Source organism: Achromobacter maghribensis (genome assembly GCF_057334215.1).
On the sequence record NZ_JBHFII010000009.1, the window covers coordinates 59,941 to 76,858 of the forward strand.

Consider the following 16,918-nt stretch of genomic DNA (forward strand, 5'->3'; position numbering starts at 1 on the left):
TCTTTCGGGGCGTAGCGCAGCCTGGTAGCGCACTTGCATGGGGTGCAAGGGGTCGCGAGTTCGAATCCCGCCGTCCCGACCAGAAGTTCCAAGGCCGTTAGTGAGAAATCACTAACGGCCTTTCTCATTGGTTTTTCGTATTCGTATTTCGTATTTTTTGTATTTGGGAAGCTGTGGTGCATTGCCCTTTGCTGGGTGCATCTATGAGCGATGGTCGCTGGGCAGGGGCCTAAGATGTGTTATTGCGAAACAGCGATATCTTTATGGAGACGAATCGCCCATAGTGGCCGCGGGAATATTTTTTCCCTGTACCTCTAGGACATACATTGAAGATTGAAACTGGTATCGTGAAGTGGTTCAACAACGACAAGGGCTACGGCTTTATTTCCCCGGAACTGGGTGGTAAAGACCTCTTCGCGCATTACTCCGAAATTCAGGGTGACGGGCACAAATCGCTTGAAGAGAATCAGCGTGTTTCGTTCGTCGCCGGCCAAGGACAGAAAGGTCCTCAGGCGACCATGATCAAATTGATCTAATTGCGCTGAGCTGCTTGCCGTAGCGCAAGCAGCTTGATGGCAGATTGGCAGGGCCGGATCCTTTGAAACATTGGATCCGGCCCTTTCGTTTTGGGTTTTACGTCAGTCAAAAACGTCGAAAAGCACATCGGCGACGATTGCGGTAGCCACCGCTACGAGAATCAGATCCGAACCGGCGACTCTCCATTCATAGCCGGGATAAACCGGCAGGCGAGCCAGCATCGGGCCCGGGACCATCTTCTTTGCGATGCCAGGAGGCAGGGGCTTGCCGCGAGCCAGGTTCTTGCGGACCCCTGGCGGCAACGAGCTGTAGCCAGACATCCCATATTCTGAGGCGTAGCCTCTGGCGGTGGTGATCGTGATGCCGGCGTGGCGAAGCGTGACATTCACGTCACCGGAACCGCCTCCGCCGCCTTTTGACGAACCGCCATTGCCGCCATTGCCGTTATTGCCGCTATTGCCCTTGTTTGAGCCGTTGCCGTTGCCGTTGCCCTTGCCCGAGCCTTTACCGTTGCTTGAATTCCCCTGGCCTTGACCCGAATTGTCGGACTTGCCTTTTCCTTCGGGAGGAGCGGCCAGGGCATTGCCGCCCAGGAACACACAGCAAATGGCCGCAGTAATGAATTTTTTGGTTGTGAGGGCGCTCATGGATGGCTCCTGGTTGGCGGATTAGCCGAAATACAGCAATCCAATTCTAGGGCGGGCAAGCCTTTTGGCGTAGATGCCAAACTGATAAAGATGTAAGCAGGTCTGGAGCCAATAGACGAAAGGATTGGAGGGCGGTGTGGCCGCGCGCGGTTTGGGTGGCATGCCGAAAGGGCAAAGTGCTGGTATAACTTCCGCGCATCAGAGCAAAACCAATCGTGCAAAGGATCCCCGTGTCGAGCAATCTCCCGGCAAACCGCTATTTCGCGTTGACCGCAAGTGCGCTCCGGCAGCAAGGCGGTCGACTATTGAAATCGACGCCATGGGCGTTTGCCGTGTTTGTCATGACGCTTCCGGTCGCGCTGCTGTTGCCGCATCGGTCCTCGGTGTATTCGGCATTTTTCCTGTTTATCGTCGTAAATTTGCTGGCATTGACGCGCGTGTCGGTCGCCTGGCTTCGGCAAGTCGTTCCCGGCGGTCATGCGAACAGCCCGGACTGGCGCTTGGGCAAGCCCGAGTGGATGTCTCTTGGCCTGCTGGCGCTGCTTATCGCGATAGGCACAGGTTTGATGTACGCCACCGCCCGGGTGCCCGTGGTTCTTTATTTTGCGTTGGACGGCGTTCTCGATAGCGTGTTCTTCGTAAGCCTGTTCCTGGCGCTGGCGGCTATCTGGTTGCCGGTACTGTATCTGGTCAGCACGTTTTTCCAGAGCCTTGCACGGGCGGCCGTATCGGGGCGCTACGATTTTTGGCGGACGCGCCAAGAAGGGCAGACACCGGCTTGGTCCATGATGAGCGTGCTGTTCTTGCTGGCGGTATTTTTGGTGCTTACGGGCGCCTTGCTGTCGAAGGCGATATCCGACATGTCGCTTGCCGCGATTGCACTTGGCCTGTTGGGCATCCTGCTCTGTCTCGGAATGGTGATGATGGTCACGACGATGTGCGCCGTTGCGTACCGCGAGCGTCGGTAAGGTCGATCCCCATGAACTCCTTTCGTCAAATCCAAGCCGGCCGCGCCATGTTGGCCGCGGAAGTCATGGGGAGGGGCGACCCCGTTATCTTCCTGCATGCGGCGATTTGTGATCGCCGGATGTGGCGGGCGCAGATGGAAGTAACGGGCACGGCCCACTTGCTCACCCTGGATCAACCAGACGCGGTTTCACGCCTGCTGACGGGCTTTATTTAACGGCGCTTATCTGCCCGCCGCGGCGCGGGCGGCAGGGGATTGCCGACGTGGCTGGCCAGCCAGTGTTCGATCTTGTCGTCCCTGCGGGCAGCCCAATCGCGGCCGATTTCCAGCACCAGCATATTGCGGGTATCGCCGTAGTCCTGGCCGGGTTCCTTCTGGAACATTTCCCGCCAGATGTCCGAGGCGACCAGATCCGTCGTCAACAGGACGCCAATACCCTTGGCGTCGATCCACAGCGGGGCGGCGCGCTCGTCGACGTGTTTCTTCAGGTTTTCGAGCAGCTTCTGTGCGAGCGAGGCGTTGTCTTTCGATGCCGAAATCAGGACCAGATATTGCCGGTGGTCGCTGGAGGGTTCGTCGGAGTCGCCAAAAGGGTTTTCCATGGTGCATTCCTTTCGGGTAAGCGTGCATTGGGGCGCGAATGCGTCCTTGGCGGACAGGTTACTCGACCCGCGCGCCGCGCCGTGCTGTTATGGCGAAAGTTCTGCCGTTCTGTGCCTGTCGCGCGGTGGCCGCGCCCTTGCATACTGCGTCCTTTCCTTCGCACAAAGAGAAGCCTGCATGCGCTACCGATACGTCACCGCCGATGTCTTTACCACCGAGCCCTATAGCGGCAACCCGTTGGCGGTTGTGCTGGACGCACAGGGGCTGGAGTCCGCGCAGATGCAGCGTATCGCGCGCGAATTCAATTATTCGGAAACCAGCTTCGTGTTGCCGCCGAAAGACCCGGCGCATACCGCCTGGGTACGCATCTTCACGCCTGACCGCGAAGTGCCGTTCGCCGGGCATCCCAATGTGGGTACCGCGGCAGTGCTGGCGCGCGAGATGATCACCGCCGGGCGTCCCGCGCCGGACGCATTCGTTTTCGAAGAGGCGGCGGGCCTGGTGCGGATCTCGGTGACGGCGGGCGCAAAGGGTGTGGAGGGCGTGGAACTGTTGGCGCCGCAGCCGTTGTCGCGCGCCAGCGAAGCGCCGGTGGCGGCGGTGGCCCGGGCCTTGAAATTGGAGCCCGCCGACATCGACACGTCGGCGCACGCGCCGCAGGTTGTCTCGGTGGGGCTGATCTTTCTGGTCGTGCAGTTGCGCAGCCGCGATGCGCTGCGCCGCGCGGCGCCGGACGTTGATGGCTATGCCGCGCTGCTGCCGCTGGACGGTGCGAAGTCCATCTATGCCTATACCACCGACACGGCCGCAGACGCCGGCGACGCGCCGGCGGACATCCAGGCCCGGATGTTCACCGGACGCATGACCGAAGACCCCGCCACGGGCAGCGCGACGGCGGCGATGACGGCGTTGCGCGCGGCACTGCGAGGCGACGGGATGTTGCGGCTACGCGTGAAGCAGGGTGTGGACATGGGCCGGGCAAGCTTGCTGCTGGCGCACGCAGAGTCTCGGTCCGACGGCGTCTGGGCGGGCGTTGCGGGCCAGGCGGTCATCGTCATGGAAGGCACGTTGCCTGCGCCCGAGGCGTCTTGATGGCTCAAGCCGTGTTGCACGGTGTTGCCTGCCGCGCAGGGGCTCGTGTATGCTCTTTGCATGAACGCAATGCACTTCGCGCCGGCACGCCGCGCAGATAACCGACGAATCACTCGACGTCTACGTTGAGTGGCAAGTCACGTTCAGGCGCTGAATTTTCGGCGCTCCATCCTGAAGGCCACGATACCCCTCGTGGCCTTTTTGTTGGTGCTTTGCCGTTCCCGCTCGCGAGGCGTATCGCCAGGCTTTCGTCCCCTTGTCAAAGGAACGAAGCATGACCCCCCAAGACCTTTCCATCCGGCCCTACCATCCCGCCGATGAGTGCGCCATCGTCCAGCTATGGCACGATTGCGGCCTGACTCGACCCTGGAACGATCCGGTGAAAGACATCGCGCGCAAGCTGACCGTGCAGTCCGATCTCTTCCTGGTGGGTGAGGCGCAGGGCGCGCTCGTGGGCACGCTGATGGGCGGCTATGACGGCCATCGCGGTTGGATCAACTACCTGGCGGTTTCGCCCACGCATCAGCGGCGCGGCTACGCCACCGCGCTGATGCGCGCGGTGGAGCGAAAGCTGCTGGAAATGGGGTGCCCCAAGATCAATCTGCTGATCCGCGCGGGCAACGTGGCGGTGCAAGGGTTTTACGAATCGCTGGGGTTTCAGCAAGACGAGGTGGTCAGCCTGGGCAAGCGGCTGATCCCTGACCTTTAAGCGGAACGGATCCGGCACGGGGATGTGCCGGATCCGTCCGCGGCCGACGCAGCCGTTGTTTAGATCGCGACGGTCAGGTAGACGGCCTCGCGGCCGATGATCGGCATGCGAGTTGGCATGAAGATCGTGCAGTGGTCGCATGGCGAACGGATTTCTTCGGTGCCGTTCGTGGCGATCAGCTCGTCCTTGTCGAAGGTCTCGAACCCGATGACTGGGCGCGTGAAGCGGAAGTCGTCGGACTTCACCATGTGGACCTCCAGCAGGCGGTATCGCTGCGGGGCCGGGGGCGGGACGGCGCCGGCCGGGGCATCGATCAGGCCCGTGTGCGCCAGGAAGCGCATCGTGACATCGGTGGCCAGGTCGGCGGCGGACTTGGCGAAGTGCTGCCCGCATTCCACCACCAGCGAACCGCCGCTGTCAGATAGCGGATCGCCATGATGGCCATAGCCCATGACGCCCGTGCCCGGGAACTTGTGCTGCGGCATGACCAGGTGCACCAACGGCGCGCCCACGGCGGCGGCCAGCGCGGTGTTGCGGTCCATCTCGTTGTAGACCCAGAATGGCTGGACCGGCGCGCGGGTCGAATGGATGTCCAGGACGAAATCGGCGGCATCCAGCACCGGGCGCAGTTCGCGGGCGCGGCGCAATTCGGGGCTGTCTTCAGTGCCGTCCAGCATGGCTGCGGACCAGATGCGGTTCAGGTTGTGCACCAGCTGGCGGTTTTCGTAGGGCTGGTCGATGTCGAACGCCTCATACGCTTCGACGTGGGCGAAGCTGACTGTGAGCGTGCCGATCTTCGGGCGCACCCCGGTGTCCAGCAGATGGGTCGCGGCGACCATGCCACAGATCTCATTGCCGTGGGTGATGGCGTTGATGAGCACGTGCGGGCCGGGTACGCCGGACTCGAAGCGGTGGACGTAAGGGATGCCGGTGTTGCCCTCCCGGTAGGCCGAGAGGTCGCGGGGCAAGACTTCAAGGGGGGCGGTGTCGGGTTCGAAAGCGGGATTTTGCATGGGATGGGGCCTATTCAGGGCGGATGCCGGCGCGGTCGATCAGGTCTTTATACAGCGCCAGGCGTTCGGTCATCATGGTGGTGAACTATTGCGGAGTCTGGTTCTCTGGCGGCAGGGCGCCGGCCTTCTCCAGCGCTTGCGGCATGCCGTCCTGACTGGCGGCCGAGCGTACGGCGGCAAGCAGGGCCTGGACGATGTCGTCTGGCGTGTCGGCCGGGGCGGCCAGCCCGATCCACGACATTGCGTTCAGGACCGGGTAGCCTAATTCGGCGAAGGTCGGCACGTCGGGCAGGGCGTCCAGGCGCTTGGGCGCCGCCACGGCCAGCGCGCGCATCTTGCCTACCTGGATGTGGGGCAGGAAGGGCGCCAGGTTGTCCAGCGCGAACTGCGCCTGATTGGACAGCAGGGCGTTGATCAAGGGCGCGCCGCCACGGTACGGCACATGCATGGCCTGCACCTGCAGGGTGTTCTTGAACAGTTCCGCGTTGAGCTGGCCCATGCTGCCGATGCCGGCCGTTGCGTAGTGCAGCTCGTCGGGACGGGCCTTCAGCAACGCGACGAATTCGGTCAGGGTCTTGGCTGGCACGTCGATGTTCGTCACCAGCACATTCGGCGTGCGCGACAACTGCGAGATCGAGATGAAATCCTTGATCGGGTCATAGCCCAGATCATTGCGCATCAGGGGGTTGGCCAGATGCGAGCTTTGCGACGAGGCGACCAGCGTGTAGCCGTCAGGCTTGGCGCGCGCCACGCGCTGGCTGCCGATGGCACCGCCCGCGCCATCGCGGTTTTCGATGACGATGGTCGTGCCTAGCGCCCGGCCCAGCGCGTCCGCGTAGATACGGCCGATCAAGTCGACGGATCCGCCTGCGGGAAACGGCACGACCAGCGTAATGGGGCGGGAGGGGTAGGCATTGGCCCGTGCCGTCAGGGGCAGGGCGGCTGCGCCCAGCCCGGCAAGGACGAGGCTGCGGCGCATCAGGGACGGCGCAGCGGAGGGATGCTTCATGGCGCTCTCTTGTGGTCGAAGTCGGATTGGTCTATTTTGCAATACTCATTGCAGGCAAGAATATAAGATGCAATGAATATTGTGGAATTTGGGGTTATCACCTAGTGCCGCCTATTGTGGAATCGCTGCCATCATGAATCTGAACCAACGCATCGCCACCTACGCCAAGAAGCTCAGCAAGACCGAAAGCCTGCTGGTCGAGGAGATGCAGGCGCGCTATCCGCAAAGCCTGCTGGAATCGGCGACTGCGCTAGCCAAGCGCGTCGGCACCAGCGCGTCCACCGTTGTCCGCTTATTGGCCAAGCTGGGCTATGAGAGCTTTGCGCAGGCGCAGATGGAGGCGCGTTCGGAAGTGACGGCGCGCCTGGCTTCACCGGGCGAACGCGCCGACGCGGTCAGCGGCGACAATCCGTCGGCGCGGGCCTGCCTGCACAACGCGTTGCTGCATGATCAGCACAATCTGCAGGAGACGTTCGCCGCCCTCGACGTGGGGGCGTTCGAAGGCGCCGTGCGCCTGCTGACGCAGCGCAAATCCCGCGTGCATGTGCTGGGCTTGCGGCAAGCGGCACCTTTGGCCAGCCATGTGGCGCTGTACCTGAATCTGTGCCTTCCGGCGGTCAGGCCGATAGGCGGGCCGGGGCCAATGTTCCTGGAAGACCAGTTGCTGTGGATCGGCCCCGACGATGTGCTGCTGGCGTTCACCTTCAGGCGGTATTCGGTTGCCACGGCGAATGCGGTGAAGGTCTTCAGGCAGCGGGGCGGCAAGGTGGTGCTGATCACGGACGCTGCGTCGGCGCCTGCCGCCGCATCGGCGCACCATGTGCTGGTCGCGCGCAGTTCAAGCGCGTCCCCGTTCGATTCCTATACGGCGGCGTTTTCAGTGTGCAACGCGTTGTTGGCCGCCGTCGCGCAGCGCAGCCGCAAAGCGCTGGGCGCGGCCTTGGAACGCGGCGAAGATCTGTGGGAGTCGAAGTGGATCCGGCCAGCGGGCGAAGACCTTGCACCGAAATAGGGCGTCGGCCCCTCATTTCCCGCCATTTCCGAAAAACGCGCGCGGGGGCCAATAAGCCTGAATTCGCGTGTTTTTTTACCCTCTGCAAGATGCGCCCGCACTACCCTGATTAGTGCGTCATGACCCGTTGAAAGGACTCCTTTTCAAGCGCTTCTATTTTTGGCATATTGCGCCCGGATACAACCATTTCAGGAGCGATAAGCATGAGCGCGTGGCCGCAGCGCCATATCGATGGTTTTCAAGTGGGATGCGAGATCGTGAGCCTGGATGCTGGCGTGCTGGCCATCGAAGTGACGGTGCGGCGTTCGGGCGACGGCGAAGGCGTGCAGCGCTGGTCCTTGCCCAGATTCGTGACGTTCGCGGATGCGGCGGTAGCAAGGCGCCATGCCGAATTGGTGCTGTCGGGGATTGTTTCGGTGGACAAGGCCACGGGCGAGCCCCGTTATGGCATTCTATAAGGGCGCGGACCCCCCGATTGTCCTGCCATTGCCCTACCAAATGTTGCTGGTTTTCGACAGCTCAGAGGGGTCGGGCAGGTGCATGACACTTGAGGACGGCACGCGTTAACGGAAGCGGCAACCGGTAGGTTTTGTTTCGTTTATCACAATCGCGTGCCGTATACCGGTGGGATTGGCCGGTACAGTGGTAGCGGATGGCAACAAAAAGGAGAGTTCCATGTTTGATACTTTTCCTGTCCTGCGTCGTGTTGGCCTGGCGGCGGCGACGATCGGTGTAGCGAGTCTGCTGTTCGCAGGCTGCTCCACCACCAGCCCCAAAGACTCCGCGACATCCTCGGAGAAGCGCGAGTCGATGAACAGCGCGGCCAACGCCACGTTGACCAAGCTGTACGAGGCCTCGCCGCAATCCAAGGAATTGGTGGCGCGCGCAAGAGGCGTGCTGGTGTTTCCTGACGTGCTTAGCGGCAGCTTCATCGTAGGCGCCGAGCATGGCAATGGCGTGCTGCGAGTCGGCGGCGCCAATGCGGGTTACTACAGCACGACCGCGGGTTCGATCGGCTTCCAGGCCGGTGCGCAATCCAAGGCCATGGTGTTGCTGTTCATGACGGACGATGCGCTGAACAAGTTCCGCAACAGCAGCGGCTGGACCGTCGGCGCCGATGCCACGGTGGCGGTCGTGAATGTGGGCGCGAACGGCCGTATCGATACCAATACGGCGCAGCAACCGATTGTCGGTTTCGTGATGAACAACGGCGGCCTCATGGCTGGCGTGTCGCTGGCCGGCACCAAGATCTCCAAGCTCAACTGGTAAGCGCGTAGCGCTCAAGACAAAACGCCGCGGAATTTCTCCGCGGCGTTTTGTTTTTGGGTCGGCGTGCTTAGCCGAGCAGGGTGTCGCCGTTGGTGCGCACGGCGTTTTCGCGCTGCATTTCGGCTTCTTCGATATCCGGATCCAGGCCGCGCCAGCGCACGATGCGTCCGCGGTCTTGCTCGGGTTCCCAACCCAGCATGCCGTAGCGCGTGATTTCAGTTTCGCCTGTGTCGAATTCCACTTCAAAGTAGCCCTGACGATCGGGTAGCGTGCCACCGGGGAACCATTCAGTTTCGGGCATGGTTTGCTCCTTGCTAAGCGATGGGAGGGATGCCGGCGTGATAGCAGCCGACGCGCTCATTGTGCGGGCGGCGGCGGCATCCCGCAAGTTTCCGAAAAGCGACGCGCGGTATCGTCAAGCGAGCGGAACCGCGGTGGTGTACAGCACCTGCTTCAACGCGAAGCTTGAACGGATGCTGGCGACGCCCGGGATGCGGGTGATGTGCTCGACGATCAGGCGTTCCAGCGCGTCTACGTCCGGCACCAGTGCCCGGATCAGATAGTCGGCGTCTCCCGACATCAGATAGCACTCCATGATTTCCGGCAGGACGGCGATTTCGCGCTCGAAGACGTCCAGGGCGGCCTTGCGCTGCTTGTCCAGCGAGATCTGGATGAACACGTTGACTTTCAGCCCCAGTTTGCGCGCGTTCAGCAGCGTGACGCGGCGATCGATCAAGCCCTCGGTTTCCAGGCGGCGAACACGAGCCAGGCAGGGCGAGGCTGACAGGTTCACGCGGGCGGCAAGCTCGACATTCGTCAGTCTCGCATCGCGCTGAAGTTCGTTGAGGATTCGGATGTCAGTGGCATCCAGGTTGATTTCCGGCATAAGTTACCTAGGTATGGTGAATGTGCAGTCGCTTTGTGCTGTGGGAAGAGTTTATCGAAGTGAATTGAAGTGAAATATGCCGGGGTTTACCCTATAGACTATTTCTTCCTTCGGCTAATCGGCCAAAGCGCAGAATAATCAAGCAGTAGACCGGGCAGTAATGAGTCAGCAAAGTACGTTGCGCAAGTTTTTGCCATTGATCGGCGCGGTCATGGTCTGGGGCGGGAATTGGCCGGTCATGAAGTTGGGGCTGACGCACATGAGCCCGCTGTGGCTGGCCGCCAGCCGCTTCGGGTCGGCGGCGCTGATCAGCGTGCTGGTGCTGGGCGCCATGGGACGCCTGCGCCTGCCGACGCGGCAGGAATGGCCGCTGGTAGCAGGCGTGGCGCTGCTGCAGATGGGCGCGTTCACCGCGTTGGCGCTGTGGGCGCTGCAATACGTGGCGCCCGGGCGCGCATCCGTCATCGCCTACGCGACTTCGATCTGGGTCATTCCGTTGTCGGCGCTGATCCTGAAAGAGCGGTTGTCGGCCGGTCAATGGTTGGCCACCGCGTTGAGCTACGCAGGCATCGGCGTGATCGTCGCGCCGGCGTTCAGCCCGTGGCAGGCGCATACGGTGATCGGCCTGGCCATGCTGCTGGGCGCCTCGTTCGCGTGGGCCTGCAACATCATCCAGCTGCGCGGCAACCGGCATGTGCGCCTGGGAGCGGACATGATCCCTTGGCAAACCGCGATCGCCACGGTGCCGCTGGCTGCGCTGGCGTGGATGCGCGACGGTGCGCCGGATTTTCTGGCGGTGCCCGAGGCTTGGCCCATCATTCTCTATACCGGCCCGCTGGCCACGGCGTTGACCTTCATCGTGGTGCTGGGCATGACGCAGAAGATGCCGCCTGTCGCCACGTCGATTGCGATGCTGTGCGTGCCGGTGATCGGCCTGATCGTGTCCGCGCTGGTGTTCCATGAACGCATGTCGGGCGATTTGGTGTTGGGCCTGTCGCTGATCGGCGCAAGCGTGGCCGCGTCCGCCGTAGCCTCCCGATTCAAGCGGGCGATGGTGCTGCGTCCTTCCTAGAACGCCCTGGAATGGTTGCTGGCCTGACCCTGGGGCGGGAAGGCGGGCGTGCTATCGTTGAGGGATTCAAGAGAGAACCACGCATGGCATTGCATCGTTTCCAAAAAGGCGAATTGGGTCATTGGCTGCGGCTGGTGGCTGACAGTTCCGAACCCGGCGCCGCTCAAGTCGACGTGCCCGATGAAGTCGCGAAGGCGCTGGTCACCCTGCGTTGCGTTCAAGCCGGCGTCGATGGCCGCTGGACGATCACCGAAAAGGGCAAGCTTGCCCTGCGTATGGAAGAGCCTGGCGCAATTCACGTGCGTTGACCGGCAAGCACGCCGGCAGGTGTGCCAGGCGCTTCCATCCCGTCCTGGCTGCCATCCCGTCCTGGCTGCCATCCCGTCCTGGCTGCCATCCCGTCCCGGTTGCCAATCAATCGTCCCCGCATCGCGGCTGCCCTGGTCCTTAGCCCGAATATCGGCATAGTTTGCGAATGATTTCGCAGTATGTCGCCCGTTCGCGGTTATTGGCCGGACAGTACGGGAATCTCCTGAGACGGAATGTTCGGTTTGGCATCTTCCAGACGTATCGCACAGGCTTCGTCGCCAGTAAGATGAACTTGCGTGACGCTTTCAGGTCTATTTATTTATGCGGGATTTTCTCCACCCGCCACGTCACGCGTGGTTCACGCGTTTAGGTAACCGACTGGGAGGTAGCACATGCAGCATCGTGACCAGGAAGTACTGATCGACGTTTCCACAGCGGCCATGGATACCGGCGGATATGGCGTTTTGCTGACGGTAACGGCCGAGGGCGGCACCGAAGTGGATGCCGCGTTTTCCCACTTGGGCAACTGCGCTTCGTTGGACGAAGCACGTGATCGCGCGGAAATTTTCGCGCAGAACTGGGTTGAGGAAAATATCTTCCGATAGGGCATTGCGCCCTGGGCGAAGCTAAGCGGTTAAACTGGTCTGTGCGTGCATGACGCTGCGGAGAATGCTCGAAAGTTTGCGACGAAAATTTCGGTTATCGTTGCTGCTCCAAAACCTGGGGCCCTATTCGGGCATGCGTCGTTCCAAGATGACTGCCGCACAGACCAACCACTCTCTCGCGGATCATATCCGCGCGTTGCGCGAACATTTCGATAGCGTCATTCTGCCTTTGTGGATGGGGCAGGGTTTCAATGACGCGGCCGGTCTCCCTTACGAATCCCTGGATGCCGCGACGGGTGCGCCGCTTGCACCGGTGCGCTACCGTGCCATGGCCTGCGCGCGCCAGCTGTACGTGTTTTCGCAGGCGCCCGGCGCGCTCGCCGGCCAGCATGCGGACCGCCTGTTCGATTCGTTGCGCCGCGTGTTCCGCGACGAAGCGCAGGGCGGCTGGCGGTACAGCGTGGACGCCGATGCGCGGCCGCTGGACGAAACCCAGGATCTCTACACCCATGCGTTTGTCGTGCTGGCATGCGCCGCTTATTTTCAGCGCAGCCACCAGGCCGATGCCCGCAAGCTGATGCTGGCCACCGCATCAACCATCGAGGCGCGTTTCAAGACCCGTGACGGGCTGTACCACGCTGCGCTCAGCCCCGACTTTAGCCAGCCGTTGCGCCCGCCCGCGCAGAATCCCATGATGCACCTGACCGAGGCGTATCTGGCTGCGGCGCAGGTGGCCGAGCCCGCGCTGTTCGCACAGCATTTGCGCAGTTTGGCGCAGGCGATCAGCCAGTTCTTCGTCCATGTGCCGACGCAGTGCATTTCGGAAGCGTTGCAAGGCACGGCGGATAACCGCCTTGAGCCGGGGCACCAGTTTGAATGGCTGTCGCTGGTGCATGGCGCCGCCGAGGTTTTCGATGGGCTGGACCTGGTGGAATCGCTGCCGCGCGCCGTGCTGTGGTCGCGCCAGCATGGCGTGGATGTTGCCGGGCCCGGCGTGCTGGCGTCATTGGACGAATCGGGCGCCGTTGTTGACGGTACCCGGCGCATCTGGGCGCAGACGGAATACCTGCGCGCCTTGGCGGTGCTGGGCGATCGGCCCGCGCTGGCATCGGGGCTGGCCGATTTCCGCGCCCGGTTCCTGCATGACGGGGGCTGGTTCGAGTGCCTGGACGCCGGCGGGGCGGTGGTGCGCGCCGACATGCCGTCTACGTCGCCTTATCATCTGGCAACCTGCCTGGCCGCCTTGCCGGACGTTGTTTAATTGCGGCGTTAACAATTATTGTCGTTCTATTGTTAGGATTTGATAGAAAAACATTGGTGAAATCCCTTACAATTTGCTAACACTGTTTGTAGGGAAGCATCAATGAGCGTTATGTGCTTGGCTTGCCAACGCATTAACCCGGGGCTGTCGGGCGTTGCGCCGCATTCGCACCTGGGACATCAAGGTTTCACCAATCCCACCCAGAAAGGGCGTGAGGAAAGCCGTGAAGACCACTTCCGCTGCCTGAGCTGCGGGGCGAAATGGCTGCGTGAAACGGACAAGTGGGGCGTGGACCTGGGTTTCAAGCTCGCGCCTTGATCGCGCTGCGTTACCGTATGCCGACCGGGCCTCTGAGAAGAGGCCCGTTTCATTTTGAAATTGTTCGCAGGGTATTTGTGAAACGTTATGGTTCCGCGCCGCTGGCTCAAGCCGCCTGCCGGCCGGGGCTGGCGGCCACGACGTCGGGATCCGCGCTGGCGGTTTGCAGCAGCCATTGCCGAAAGCAGGCCAGGGCGTAGTGATCCCGGCGTTGGGCGGGCGCGCACAGGTGGTAGCCGCGGCTGAGGCGGATGGGCAGATCGGGAAATGGGGCGGCAACGCGGCCGGACTGGAGCTCGTCGCGCACCAGGCAGCGTTGCAGTACCGCGATCCCCATATCGGCCATCACGGCACGGACCAGGATGGAAACTTGATCGAAACCGTTGGATAGCGTGACGGCGTCGCGGGGCACGCCTGCGGCGGTGAACCATTGCGCCCAGTTGTCCTTGCCGTTCGAGTGATACAGCAGCGGTTCGCCGAGCAGGCCGTGCGGCGTGTTCCACAGGCCCTGGGCCTGCCTTGCCGCCAACCGGCCCGGGTGGCAGATCACGACCATTTCCCGGCCGATCACGTAGTCGGCCTGCCAGCCCGGCCACTGTTCGGGCGTCCCGGACAGGATGCTGGCATCCGGCGTTGCGCCTGAAAAGTCCTCATTGCGCCGATAGGCCGCGAAACTCAGCTGGATCTCGGGATGGCGCTGGTGGAAATCCGGCAGGTGCGGCACCAGCCAGGCGCTGGCCAGCGTGGGAACGGTAGACAACGTCAGGCGGAAGCGGCGGTCGTCGGCCCGCAGTTCGGTACTAAGCATTTCGATCGCCTGCAATGGCGCCTGGGCCCCTTCGTAAAGCCGCTTGCCCGTGTCGGTCAAGGTCAGCCCGTGCGCGTTCCGGTGCATCAGGGGCTGGCCAAAATGTGCTTCCAGGCGGGAGATGGCCCGGCTGATGGCGCCCTGGGTCACGCACAGTGTCTGCGCCGCTTGCGTGAAGCTGCCCAGACGCGCGGCCGTGATGAAGGCGTGCAACTCTGACATGGACGGCGAGTGCAGGCGCATTGAGCATGACCTTTGGTAATGAAGGAGTGCAATATAGTCGTTTGAAAGGGGATCGTAAAGTTTGGACACTGGCGGCCGTATCTGCAGACCCACAACGACTTTTCAATTTTCGGAGTAGCCCCATGTCCCGCCGCCTGTTGGGCCGGTCCGCGCGTTTCGCGCTTGCCGGCATGTTTGCCACGCTGTCCTTTGCCGGTGTCGCCCAAGCCGCCGACTATCCTTCCCGTCCCATCAAGCTGGTGGTGCCGTTCGCCGCTGGCGGCTCGACCGACATCGTCGCCCGCCTGGTGGCGGAATACGCTGGCCGCGACCTGAAGCAGACCATCGTTGTCGAAAACAAGGCGGGCGCGGGCGGTTCGATGGGTATGGAGCAAGTGGCCCGGTCCACGCCCGATGGCTACACGATCGGCATGGCCACGATGAGCACGCATGGCTCGAACCCGGCCGTGTATCGCAAGATGAATTACGACCCGGTAAAGGACTTCGTTCCGGTGGCCAATGTGGTGGCCGTGCCCAGCATCTTTGCGATCAATCCGAACCTGCCGGCCAAGAACATGGCCGAATTCGTGGCGCTGGCAAAGCGCGCGCCGGCCGACCGCTACAGCTTCGCCTCGCCGGGCGTTGGCTCGTTGGGCCACGTGAACATCGAGAATTTCATGATGCTGTCGGGCATCAAGCTGCTGCACGTGCCGTACCGTGGCGCGGGCCCGGCCTTGAACGACGTGATGGGCGGGCAGGTGGATGCGATCACCGACAACCTGTCGTCGACGTTGCCGCAGGTGCTGGGCGGCAAATTGCGTCCGCTGGCCGTGTTGGGGGCCGAGCGTTCGCCGCTGTTGCCGGACGTGCCTACCTACATCGAACTGGGCTATCCCGACATGGGCACGGGCGGCTGGTTCGGCCTGGTGGCGCCGGCCGGCACGCCGTCCGCCGTGGTCGACCGCTTGAACCAGGCGGTGCGCGCCGCGATGAAGGACCCGGAGTTCCAGAAGAAGGCCGAGGACGTGGGTGGTACGCTGATGCCGACGACGCCGCAAGAGTTCCAGGTCCAGATCGAACAGGCCCTGGCCCGCTACGCCAAGGTGGCCAAGGCCGCCAACATCCAGGCTGACTGACGATGAGAAACGCCGATTTCAACGCGGTTTCCGTGCATGAACCCCAAGGGCCGGCCCTGCCGCTGGTCTGTGATTCGCCCCATAGCGGTGAACGCTATCCCGATGACTTCGGGGCCGCGGCGACGCACGCGCAGCTACGCCAGGGCGAAGACACGCATGTGGACGCGTTGTGGTCGGCGGCCCCCGCGTTGGGCGCCACGCTGATCGCGGCGAATTTTCCGCGCGTGTATATCGACCCCAACCGGACGTTGCAGGACCTGGACCCGGAACTGCTGGCCGAGCCCTGGCCCGAACCGCTGTCGCCGGGCGAGAAGACGCGGCTGGGCAAGGGCTTGATCTGGCGCCGGATGGACAAGGCCACGCCGATCTACGATCGCAAGCTGTCGCTGGACGAAGTTCGGCACCGCATTCAGGCGTACTACGCGCCGTACCATGCGGCCCTGTCGCAGGCGATCAACCGGGTCGAGCAGCGTTTCGGCGCCGTCTGGCACCTGAACCTGCATTCCATGCCCAATGACGCCTACGAACGTCTGGGGCGGCAGAGCGAACATCCGTTGGCGGACTTCGTGTTGGGCGACCGCGACGGCACGACTTGCGAGCCCGAATTCATCGCGCTGATCGAGAAGGCGCTGCGTGATCTGGGCTATACGGTCGCGCGCAACGATCCCTACAAGGGCGTGCAATTGATCGCGCAGATCGGGCAGCCGGCATTGAACCGTCACAGCCTGCAAGTGGAAATCCGGCGTCCGTTATACATGGACGAGGCCACGCGCGAACGCAACCCGGGCTTCGAACAGCTTCGCGGCCATCTGTCGCAAGTGCTGGAGCAGGTGGCCGATTACGTGCGGGTCCGCATGAACGCCGTTACGTCGACAAAATAGACTCGCGTGTGCGTAAACGCGCCAAAAGCCGGAATTGATGTGGATCAATTCCGGCTGTTTTTTTCGTGGGGCCGCCCCGAGAAAAAAAAGCCCCCTTGGGGGGCAGCAAGGCCGCGTCAGCGGCTGCGGCGTGGGGGCCACATTTTCAGAGACTTAAGTTTTCTTGCTGTCGGCCGTTGTCGCTAACAACGAGCTGCGCCGCCTTCGGCTGTGGCGATAGGAAACCGTAATGCTAGAGAAGACGATCAACGGATTTTCGGTGGTGGCGTACGCGACGCAACCCGAGGGCCGCACGCCGCCGCGGGCGTTCCTGGAGACGAGGCGTCTTGCGCCAAAGCCCAAGCCCGGAGAGGCGGACGGGGACGCAGGCGGCCAAGGGAGGGAAGCCGCGGAACCGGATGCGGCCAAGTCCGAAGGTCAGCCCTTCGAGATCTTCGTCAGCCGCCGTTTCCGCAGCACGATCGAAGCCATGTCGGCGGCGCGCAACGCATTGGACCGCGTGAAAAGCGTGGACGAGGACGGCGTTCCCGACCACCTGCCGGAGTAGCGCGCAAGACAGGCC

At 62.6% G+C, this 16,918-nt stretch carries 22 protein-coding genes, 1 tRNA gene and 1 pseudogene; 17 read left to right on the top strand and 7 right to left on the bottom strand.

All coding sequences use genetic code 11. The annotated features are described in order from the left end of the window. The first annotated feature begins 5 nt into the window (after positions 1-5). Positions 6-82: transfer RNA gene (locus ACE039_RS03730), tRNA-Pro, on the top strand. 244 nt (positions 83-326) lie between these two features. After that, complete coding sequence (locus ACE039_RS03735) at positions 327-536, top strand: cold-shock protein (protein WP_105558848.1); 210 nt, start codon at positions 327-329, stop codon at positions 534-536. Positions 537-638: 102 nt separating this feature from the next. Here ACE039_RS03735 and ACE039_RS03740 read toward each other — a convergent pair whose 3' ends face one another. After that, entirely contained in the window at positions 639-1,184 is a 546-nt protein-coding gene (locus ACE039_RS03740) for an anti-virulence regulator CigR family protein (protein WP_485821712.1), read from the bottom strand. Positions 1,185-1,414: 230 nt separating this feature from the next. Here ACE039_RS03740 and ACE039_RS03745 point away from each other — a divergent pair, with 230 nt between their 5' ends. Together ACE039_RS03745 and ACE039_RS03750 are read left to right on the top strand one after the other, a co-directional pair. Beyond that, on the top strand, positions 1,415-2,152 hold the full coding sequence (locus ACE039_RS03745; RefSeq protein ID WP_485821713.1) for a hypothetical protein: 738 nt from the start codon (positions 1,415-1,417) through the stop codon (positions 2,150-2,152). An 11-nt stretch (positions 2,153-2,163) separates the two neighbouring features. Further along, entirely contained in the window at positions 2,164-2,367 is a 204-nt protein-coding gene (locus tag ACE039_RS03750; protein WP_485821714.1) for a hypothetical protein, read from the top strand. On the opposite strand, the gene ACE039_RS03755 is transcribed toward ACE039_RS03750, so the two are convergent. Continuing rightward, a complete protein-coding gene (locus tag ACE039_RS03755) occupies positions 2,364-2,753 on the bottom strand; it encodes a hypothetical protein (protein WP_105558851.1) in 390 nt (129 codons plus the stop codon). The genes ACE039_RS03750 and ACE039_RS03755 overlap by 4 nt on opposite strands. A 178-nt stretch (positions 2,754-2,931) precedes the next feature. Here ACE039_RS03755 and ACE039_RS03760 point away from each other — a divergent pair, with 178 nt between their 5' ends. After that, the gene (locus ACE039_RS03760; RefSeq protein WP_485821715.1) at positions 2,932-3,846 is read left to right on the top strand and encodes a PhzF family phenazine biosynthesis protein; all 915 of its coding nucleotides are present in this window, start codon (positions 2,932-2,934) and stop codon (positions 3,844-3,846) included. A gap of 274 nt (positions 3,847-4,120) precedes the next feature. Next, a complete protein-coding gene (locus ACE039_RS03765; RefSeq protein WP_313458768.1) occupies positions 4,121-4,555 on the top strand; it encodes a GNAT family acetyltransferase in 435 nt (144 codons plus the stop codon). A gap of 59 nt (positions 4,556-4,614) precedes the next feature. Here ACE039_RS03765 and ACE039_RS03770 read toward each other — a convergent pair whose 3' ends face one another. Together ACE039_RS03770 and ACE039_RS03775 are read right to left on the bottom strand one after the other, a co-directional pair. Continuing rightward, positions 4,615-5,568: a M14 family metallopeptidase gene (locus ACE039_RS03770; RefSeq protein ID WP_448713030.1), complete on the bottom strand. Its 954-nt coding sequence runs from the start codon at positions 5,566-5,568 to the stop codon at positions 4,615-4,617. A gap of 10 nt (positions 5,569-5,578) precedes the next feature. After that, positions 5,579-6,577 (bottom strand): annotated as a pseudogene (locus ACE039_RS03775) (Bug family tripartite tricarboxylate transporter substrate binding protein). A gap of 133 nt (positions 6,578-6,710) precedes the next feature. Between ACE039_RS03775 and ACE039_RS03780 the strand changes: the two are divergent. From ACE039_RS03780 to ACE039_RS03790, 3 genes are all read left to right on the top strand, one after another. After that, a complete protein-coding gene (locus ACE039_RS03780) occupies positions 6,711-7,589 on the top strand; it encodes a MurR/RpiR family transcriptional regulator (RefSeq protein WP_448713027.1) in 879 nt (292 codons plus the stop codon). Between the two features lie 203 nt (positions 7,590-7,792). Beyond that, complete coding sequence (locus ACE039_RS03785) at positions 7,793-8,047, top strand: RNA-binding protein (RefSeq protein WP_448713025.1); 255 nt, start codon at positions 7,793-7,795, stop codon at positions 8,045-8,047. Between the two features lie 217 nt (positions 8,048-8,264). Next, positions 8,265-8,858 (top strand): BPSL1445 family SYLF domain-containing lipoprotein, encoded by a 594-nt coding sequence (locus ACE039_RS03790; protein WP_105558858.1) that lies wholly within the window; start codon positions 8,265-8,267, stop codon positions 8,856-8,858. A gap of 67 nt (positions 8,859-8,925) precedes the next feature. Here ACE039_RS03790 and ACE039_RS03795 read toward each other — a convergent pair whose 3' ends face one another. Together ACE039_RS03795 and ACE039_RS03800 are read right to left on the bottom strand one after the other, a co-directional pair. Next, positions 8,926-9,159, bottom strand: coding sequence for a hypothetical protein (locus ACE039_RS03795; protein WP_105558859.1), 234 nt, complete (start codon positions 9,157-9,159; stop codon positions 8,926-8,928). Between the two features lie 114 nt (positions 9,160-9,273). Then, entirely contained in the window at positions 9,274-9,744 is a 471-nt protein-coding gene (locus ACE039_RS03800; protein WP_006226939.1) for an Lrp/AsnC family transcriptional regulator, read from the bottom strand. 160 nt (positions 9,745-9,904) lie between these two features. Here ACE039_RS03800 and ACE039_RS03805 point away from each other — a divergent pair, with 160 nt between their 5' ends. The 5 genes from ACE039_RS03805 to ACE039_RS03825 all read left to right on the top strand — a co-directional run bounded on the left by ACE039_RS03805 (position 9,905) and on the right by ACE039_RS03825 (position 13,309). After that, positions 9,905-10,816 carry a DMT family transporter gene (locus ACE039_RS03805; RefSeq protein WP_448713022.1) on the top strand — a complete coding sequence of 304 codons (912 nt, stop codon included), beginning with the start codon at positions 9,905-9,907 and terminating at the stop codon, positions 10,814-10,816. Between the two features lie 83 nt (positions 10,817-10,899). Then, entirely contained in the window at positions 10,900-11,124 is a 225-nt protein-coding gene (locus ACE039_RS03810; protein ID WP_448713051.1) for a hypothetical protein, read from the top strand. A 393-nt stretch (positions 11,125-11,517) separates the two neighbouring features. Next, positions 11,518-11,730: a hypothetical protein gene (locus ACE039_RS03815; RefSeq protein ID WP_006218759.1), complete on the top strand. Its 213-nt coding sequence runs from the start codon at positions 11,518-11,520 to the stop codon at positions 11,728-11,730. Between the two features lie 148 nt (positions 11,731-11,878). After that, positions 11,879-12,991: an AGE family epimerase/isomerase gene (locus tag ACE039_RS03820; RefSeq protein WP_485821738.1), complete on the top strand. Its 1,113-nt coding sequence runs from the start codon at positions 11,879-11,881 to the stop codon at positions 12,989-12,991. Between the two features lie 102 nt (positions 12,992-13,093). Next, the gene (locus tag ACE039_RS03825) at positions 13,094-13,309 is read left to right on the top strand and encodes a hypothetical protein (RefSeq protein WP_082386981.1); all 216 of its coding nucleotides are present in this window, start codon (positions 13,094-13,096) and stop codon (positions 13,307-13,309) included. Between the two features lie 106 nt (positions 13,310-13,415). Here the strand turns inward: ACE039_RS03825 and ACE039_RS03830 are convergent, their stop codons facing one another. Next, positions 13,416-14,360, bottom strand: a complete 945-nt coding sequence (locus tag ACE039_RS03830) for a LysR substrate-binding domain-containing protein (RefSeq protein WP_485821716.1) — start codon at positions 14,358-14,360, stop codon at positions 13,416-13,418. A gap of 122 nt (positions 14,361-14,482) precedes the next feature. Between ACE039_RS03830 and ACE039_RS03835 the strand changes: the two genes are divergently transcribed. The 3 genes from ACE039_RS03835 (at position 14,483) to ACE039_RS03845 (ending at position 16,903) form a co-directional block, all read left to right on the top strand. After that, positions 14,483-15,475 (top strand): Bug family tripartite tricarboxylate transporter substrate binding protein, encoded by a 993-nt coding sequence (locus tag ACE039_RS03835; protein WP_485821717.1) that lies wholly within the window; start codon positions 14,483-14,485, stop codon positions 15,473-15,475. Between the two features lie 2 nt (positions 15,476-15,477). Continuing rightward, a complete protein-coding gene (locus tag ACE039_RS03840) occupies positions 15,478-16,356 on the top strand; it encodes an N-formylglutamate amidohydrolase (protein WP_485821718.1) in 879 nt (292 codons plus the stop codon). Between the two features lie 229 nt (positions 16,357-16,585). Further along, entirely contained in the window at positions 16,586-16,903 is a 318-nt protein-coding gene (locus ACE039_RS03845) for a hypothetical protein (protein ID WP_105558865.1), read from the top strand. Positions 16,904-16,918 lie beyond the last annotated feature (15 nt).

What these genes read in the sequence shown, in the direction of transcription:
- ACE039_RS03805 (WP_448713022.1), top strand. Translation starts at nt 9,905, where the DNA reads ATGAGTCAGCAAAGTACGTTGCGCAAGTTTTTGCCATTGATCGGCGCG.
- ACE039_RS03800 (WP_006226939.1), bottom strand. Translation starts at nt 9,744, where the DNA reads ATGCCGGAAATCAACCTGGATGCCACTGACATCCGAATCCTCAACGAA.
- ACE039_RS03845 (WP_105558865.1), top strand. Translation starts at nt 16,586, where the DNA reads ATGCTAGAGAAGACGATCAACGGATTTTCGGTGGTGGCGTACGCGACG.
- ACE039_RS03760 (WP_485821715.1), top strand. Translation starts at nt 2,932, where the DNA reads ATGCGCTACCGATACGTCACCGCCGATGTCTTTACCACCGAGCCCTAT.
- ACE039_RS03755 (WP_105558851.1), bottom strand. Translation starts at nt 2,753, where the DNA reads ATGGAAAACCCTTTTGGCGACTCCGACGAACCCTCCAGCGACCACCGG.
- ACE039_RS03840 (WP_485821718.1), top strand. Translation starts at nt 15,478, where the DNA reads ATGAGAAACGCCGATTTCAACGCGGTTTCCGTGCATGAACCCCAAGGG.
- ACE039_RS03740 (WP_485821712.1), bottom strand. Translation starts at nt 1,184, where the DNA reads ATGAGCGCCCTCACAACCAAAAAATTCATTACTGCGGCCATTTGCTGT.
- ACE039_RS03815 (WP_006218759.1), top strand. Translation starts at nt 11,518, where the DNA reads ATGCAGCATCGTGACCAGGAAGTACTGATCGACGTTTCCACAGCGGCC.
- ACE039_RS03750 (WP_485821714.1), top strand. Translation starts at nt 2,164, where the DNA reads ATGAACTCCTTTCGTCAAATCCAAGCCGGCCGCGCCATGTTGGCCGCG.
- ACE039_RS03790 (WP_105558858.1), top strand. Translation starts at nt 8,265, where the DNA reads ATGTTTGATACTTTTCCTGTCCTGCGTCGTGTTGGCCTGGCGGCGGCG.
- ACE039_RS03765 (WP_313458768.1), top strand. Translation starts at nt 4,121, where the DNA reads ATGACCCCCCAAGACCTTTCCATCCGGCCCTACCATCCCGCCGATGAG.
- ACE039_RS03770 (WP_448713030.1), bottom strand. Translation starts at nt 5,568, where the DNA reads ATGCAAAATCCCGCTTTCGAACCCGACACCGCCCCCCTTGAAGTCTTG.
- ACE039_RS03825 (WP_082386981.1), top strand. Translation starts at nt 13,094, where the DNA reads ATGAGCGTTATGTGCTTGGCTTGCCAACGCATTAACCCGGGGCTGTCG.
- ACE039_RS03785 (WP_448713025.1), top strand. Translation starts at nt 7,793, where the DNA reads ATGAGCGCGTGGCCGCAGCGCCATATCGATGGTTTTCAAGTGGGATGC.
- ACE039_RS03795 (WP_105558859.1), bottom strand. Translation starts at nt 9,159, where the DNA reads ATGCCCGAAACTGAATGGTTCCCCGGTGGCACGCTACCCGATCGTCAG.
- ACE039_RS03810 (WP_448713051.1), top strand. Translation starts at nt 10,900, where the DNA reads ATGGCATTGCATCGTTTCCAAAAAGGCGAATTGGGTCATTGGCTGCGG.
- ACE039_RS03820 (WP_485821738.1), top strand. Translation starts at nt 11,879, where the DNA reads ATGACTGCCGCACAGACCAACCACTCTCTCGCGGATCATATCCGCGCG.
- ACE039_RS03830 (WP_485821716.1), bottom strand. Translation starts at nt 14,360, where the DNA reads ATGCGCCTGCACTCGCCGTCCATGTCAGAGTTGCACGCCTTCATCACG.
- ACE039_RS03780 (WP_448713027.1), top strand. Translation starts at nt 6,711, where the DNA reads ATGAATCTGAACCAACGCATCGCCACCTACGCCAAGAAGCTCAGCAAG.
- ACE039_RS03835 (WP_485821717.1), top strand. Translation starts at nt 14,483, where the DNA reads ATGTCCCGCCGCCTGTTGGGCCGGTCCGCGCGTTTCGCGCTTGCCGGC.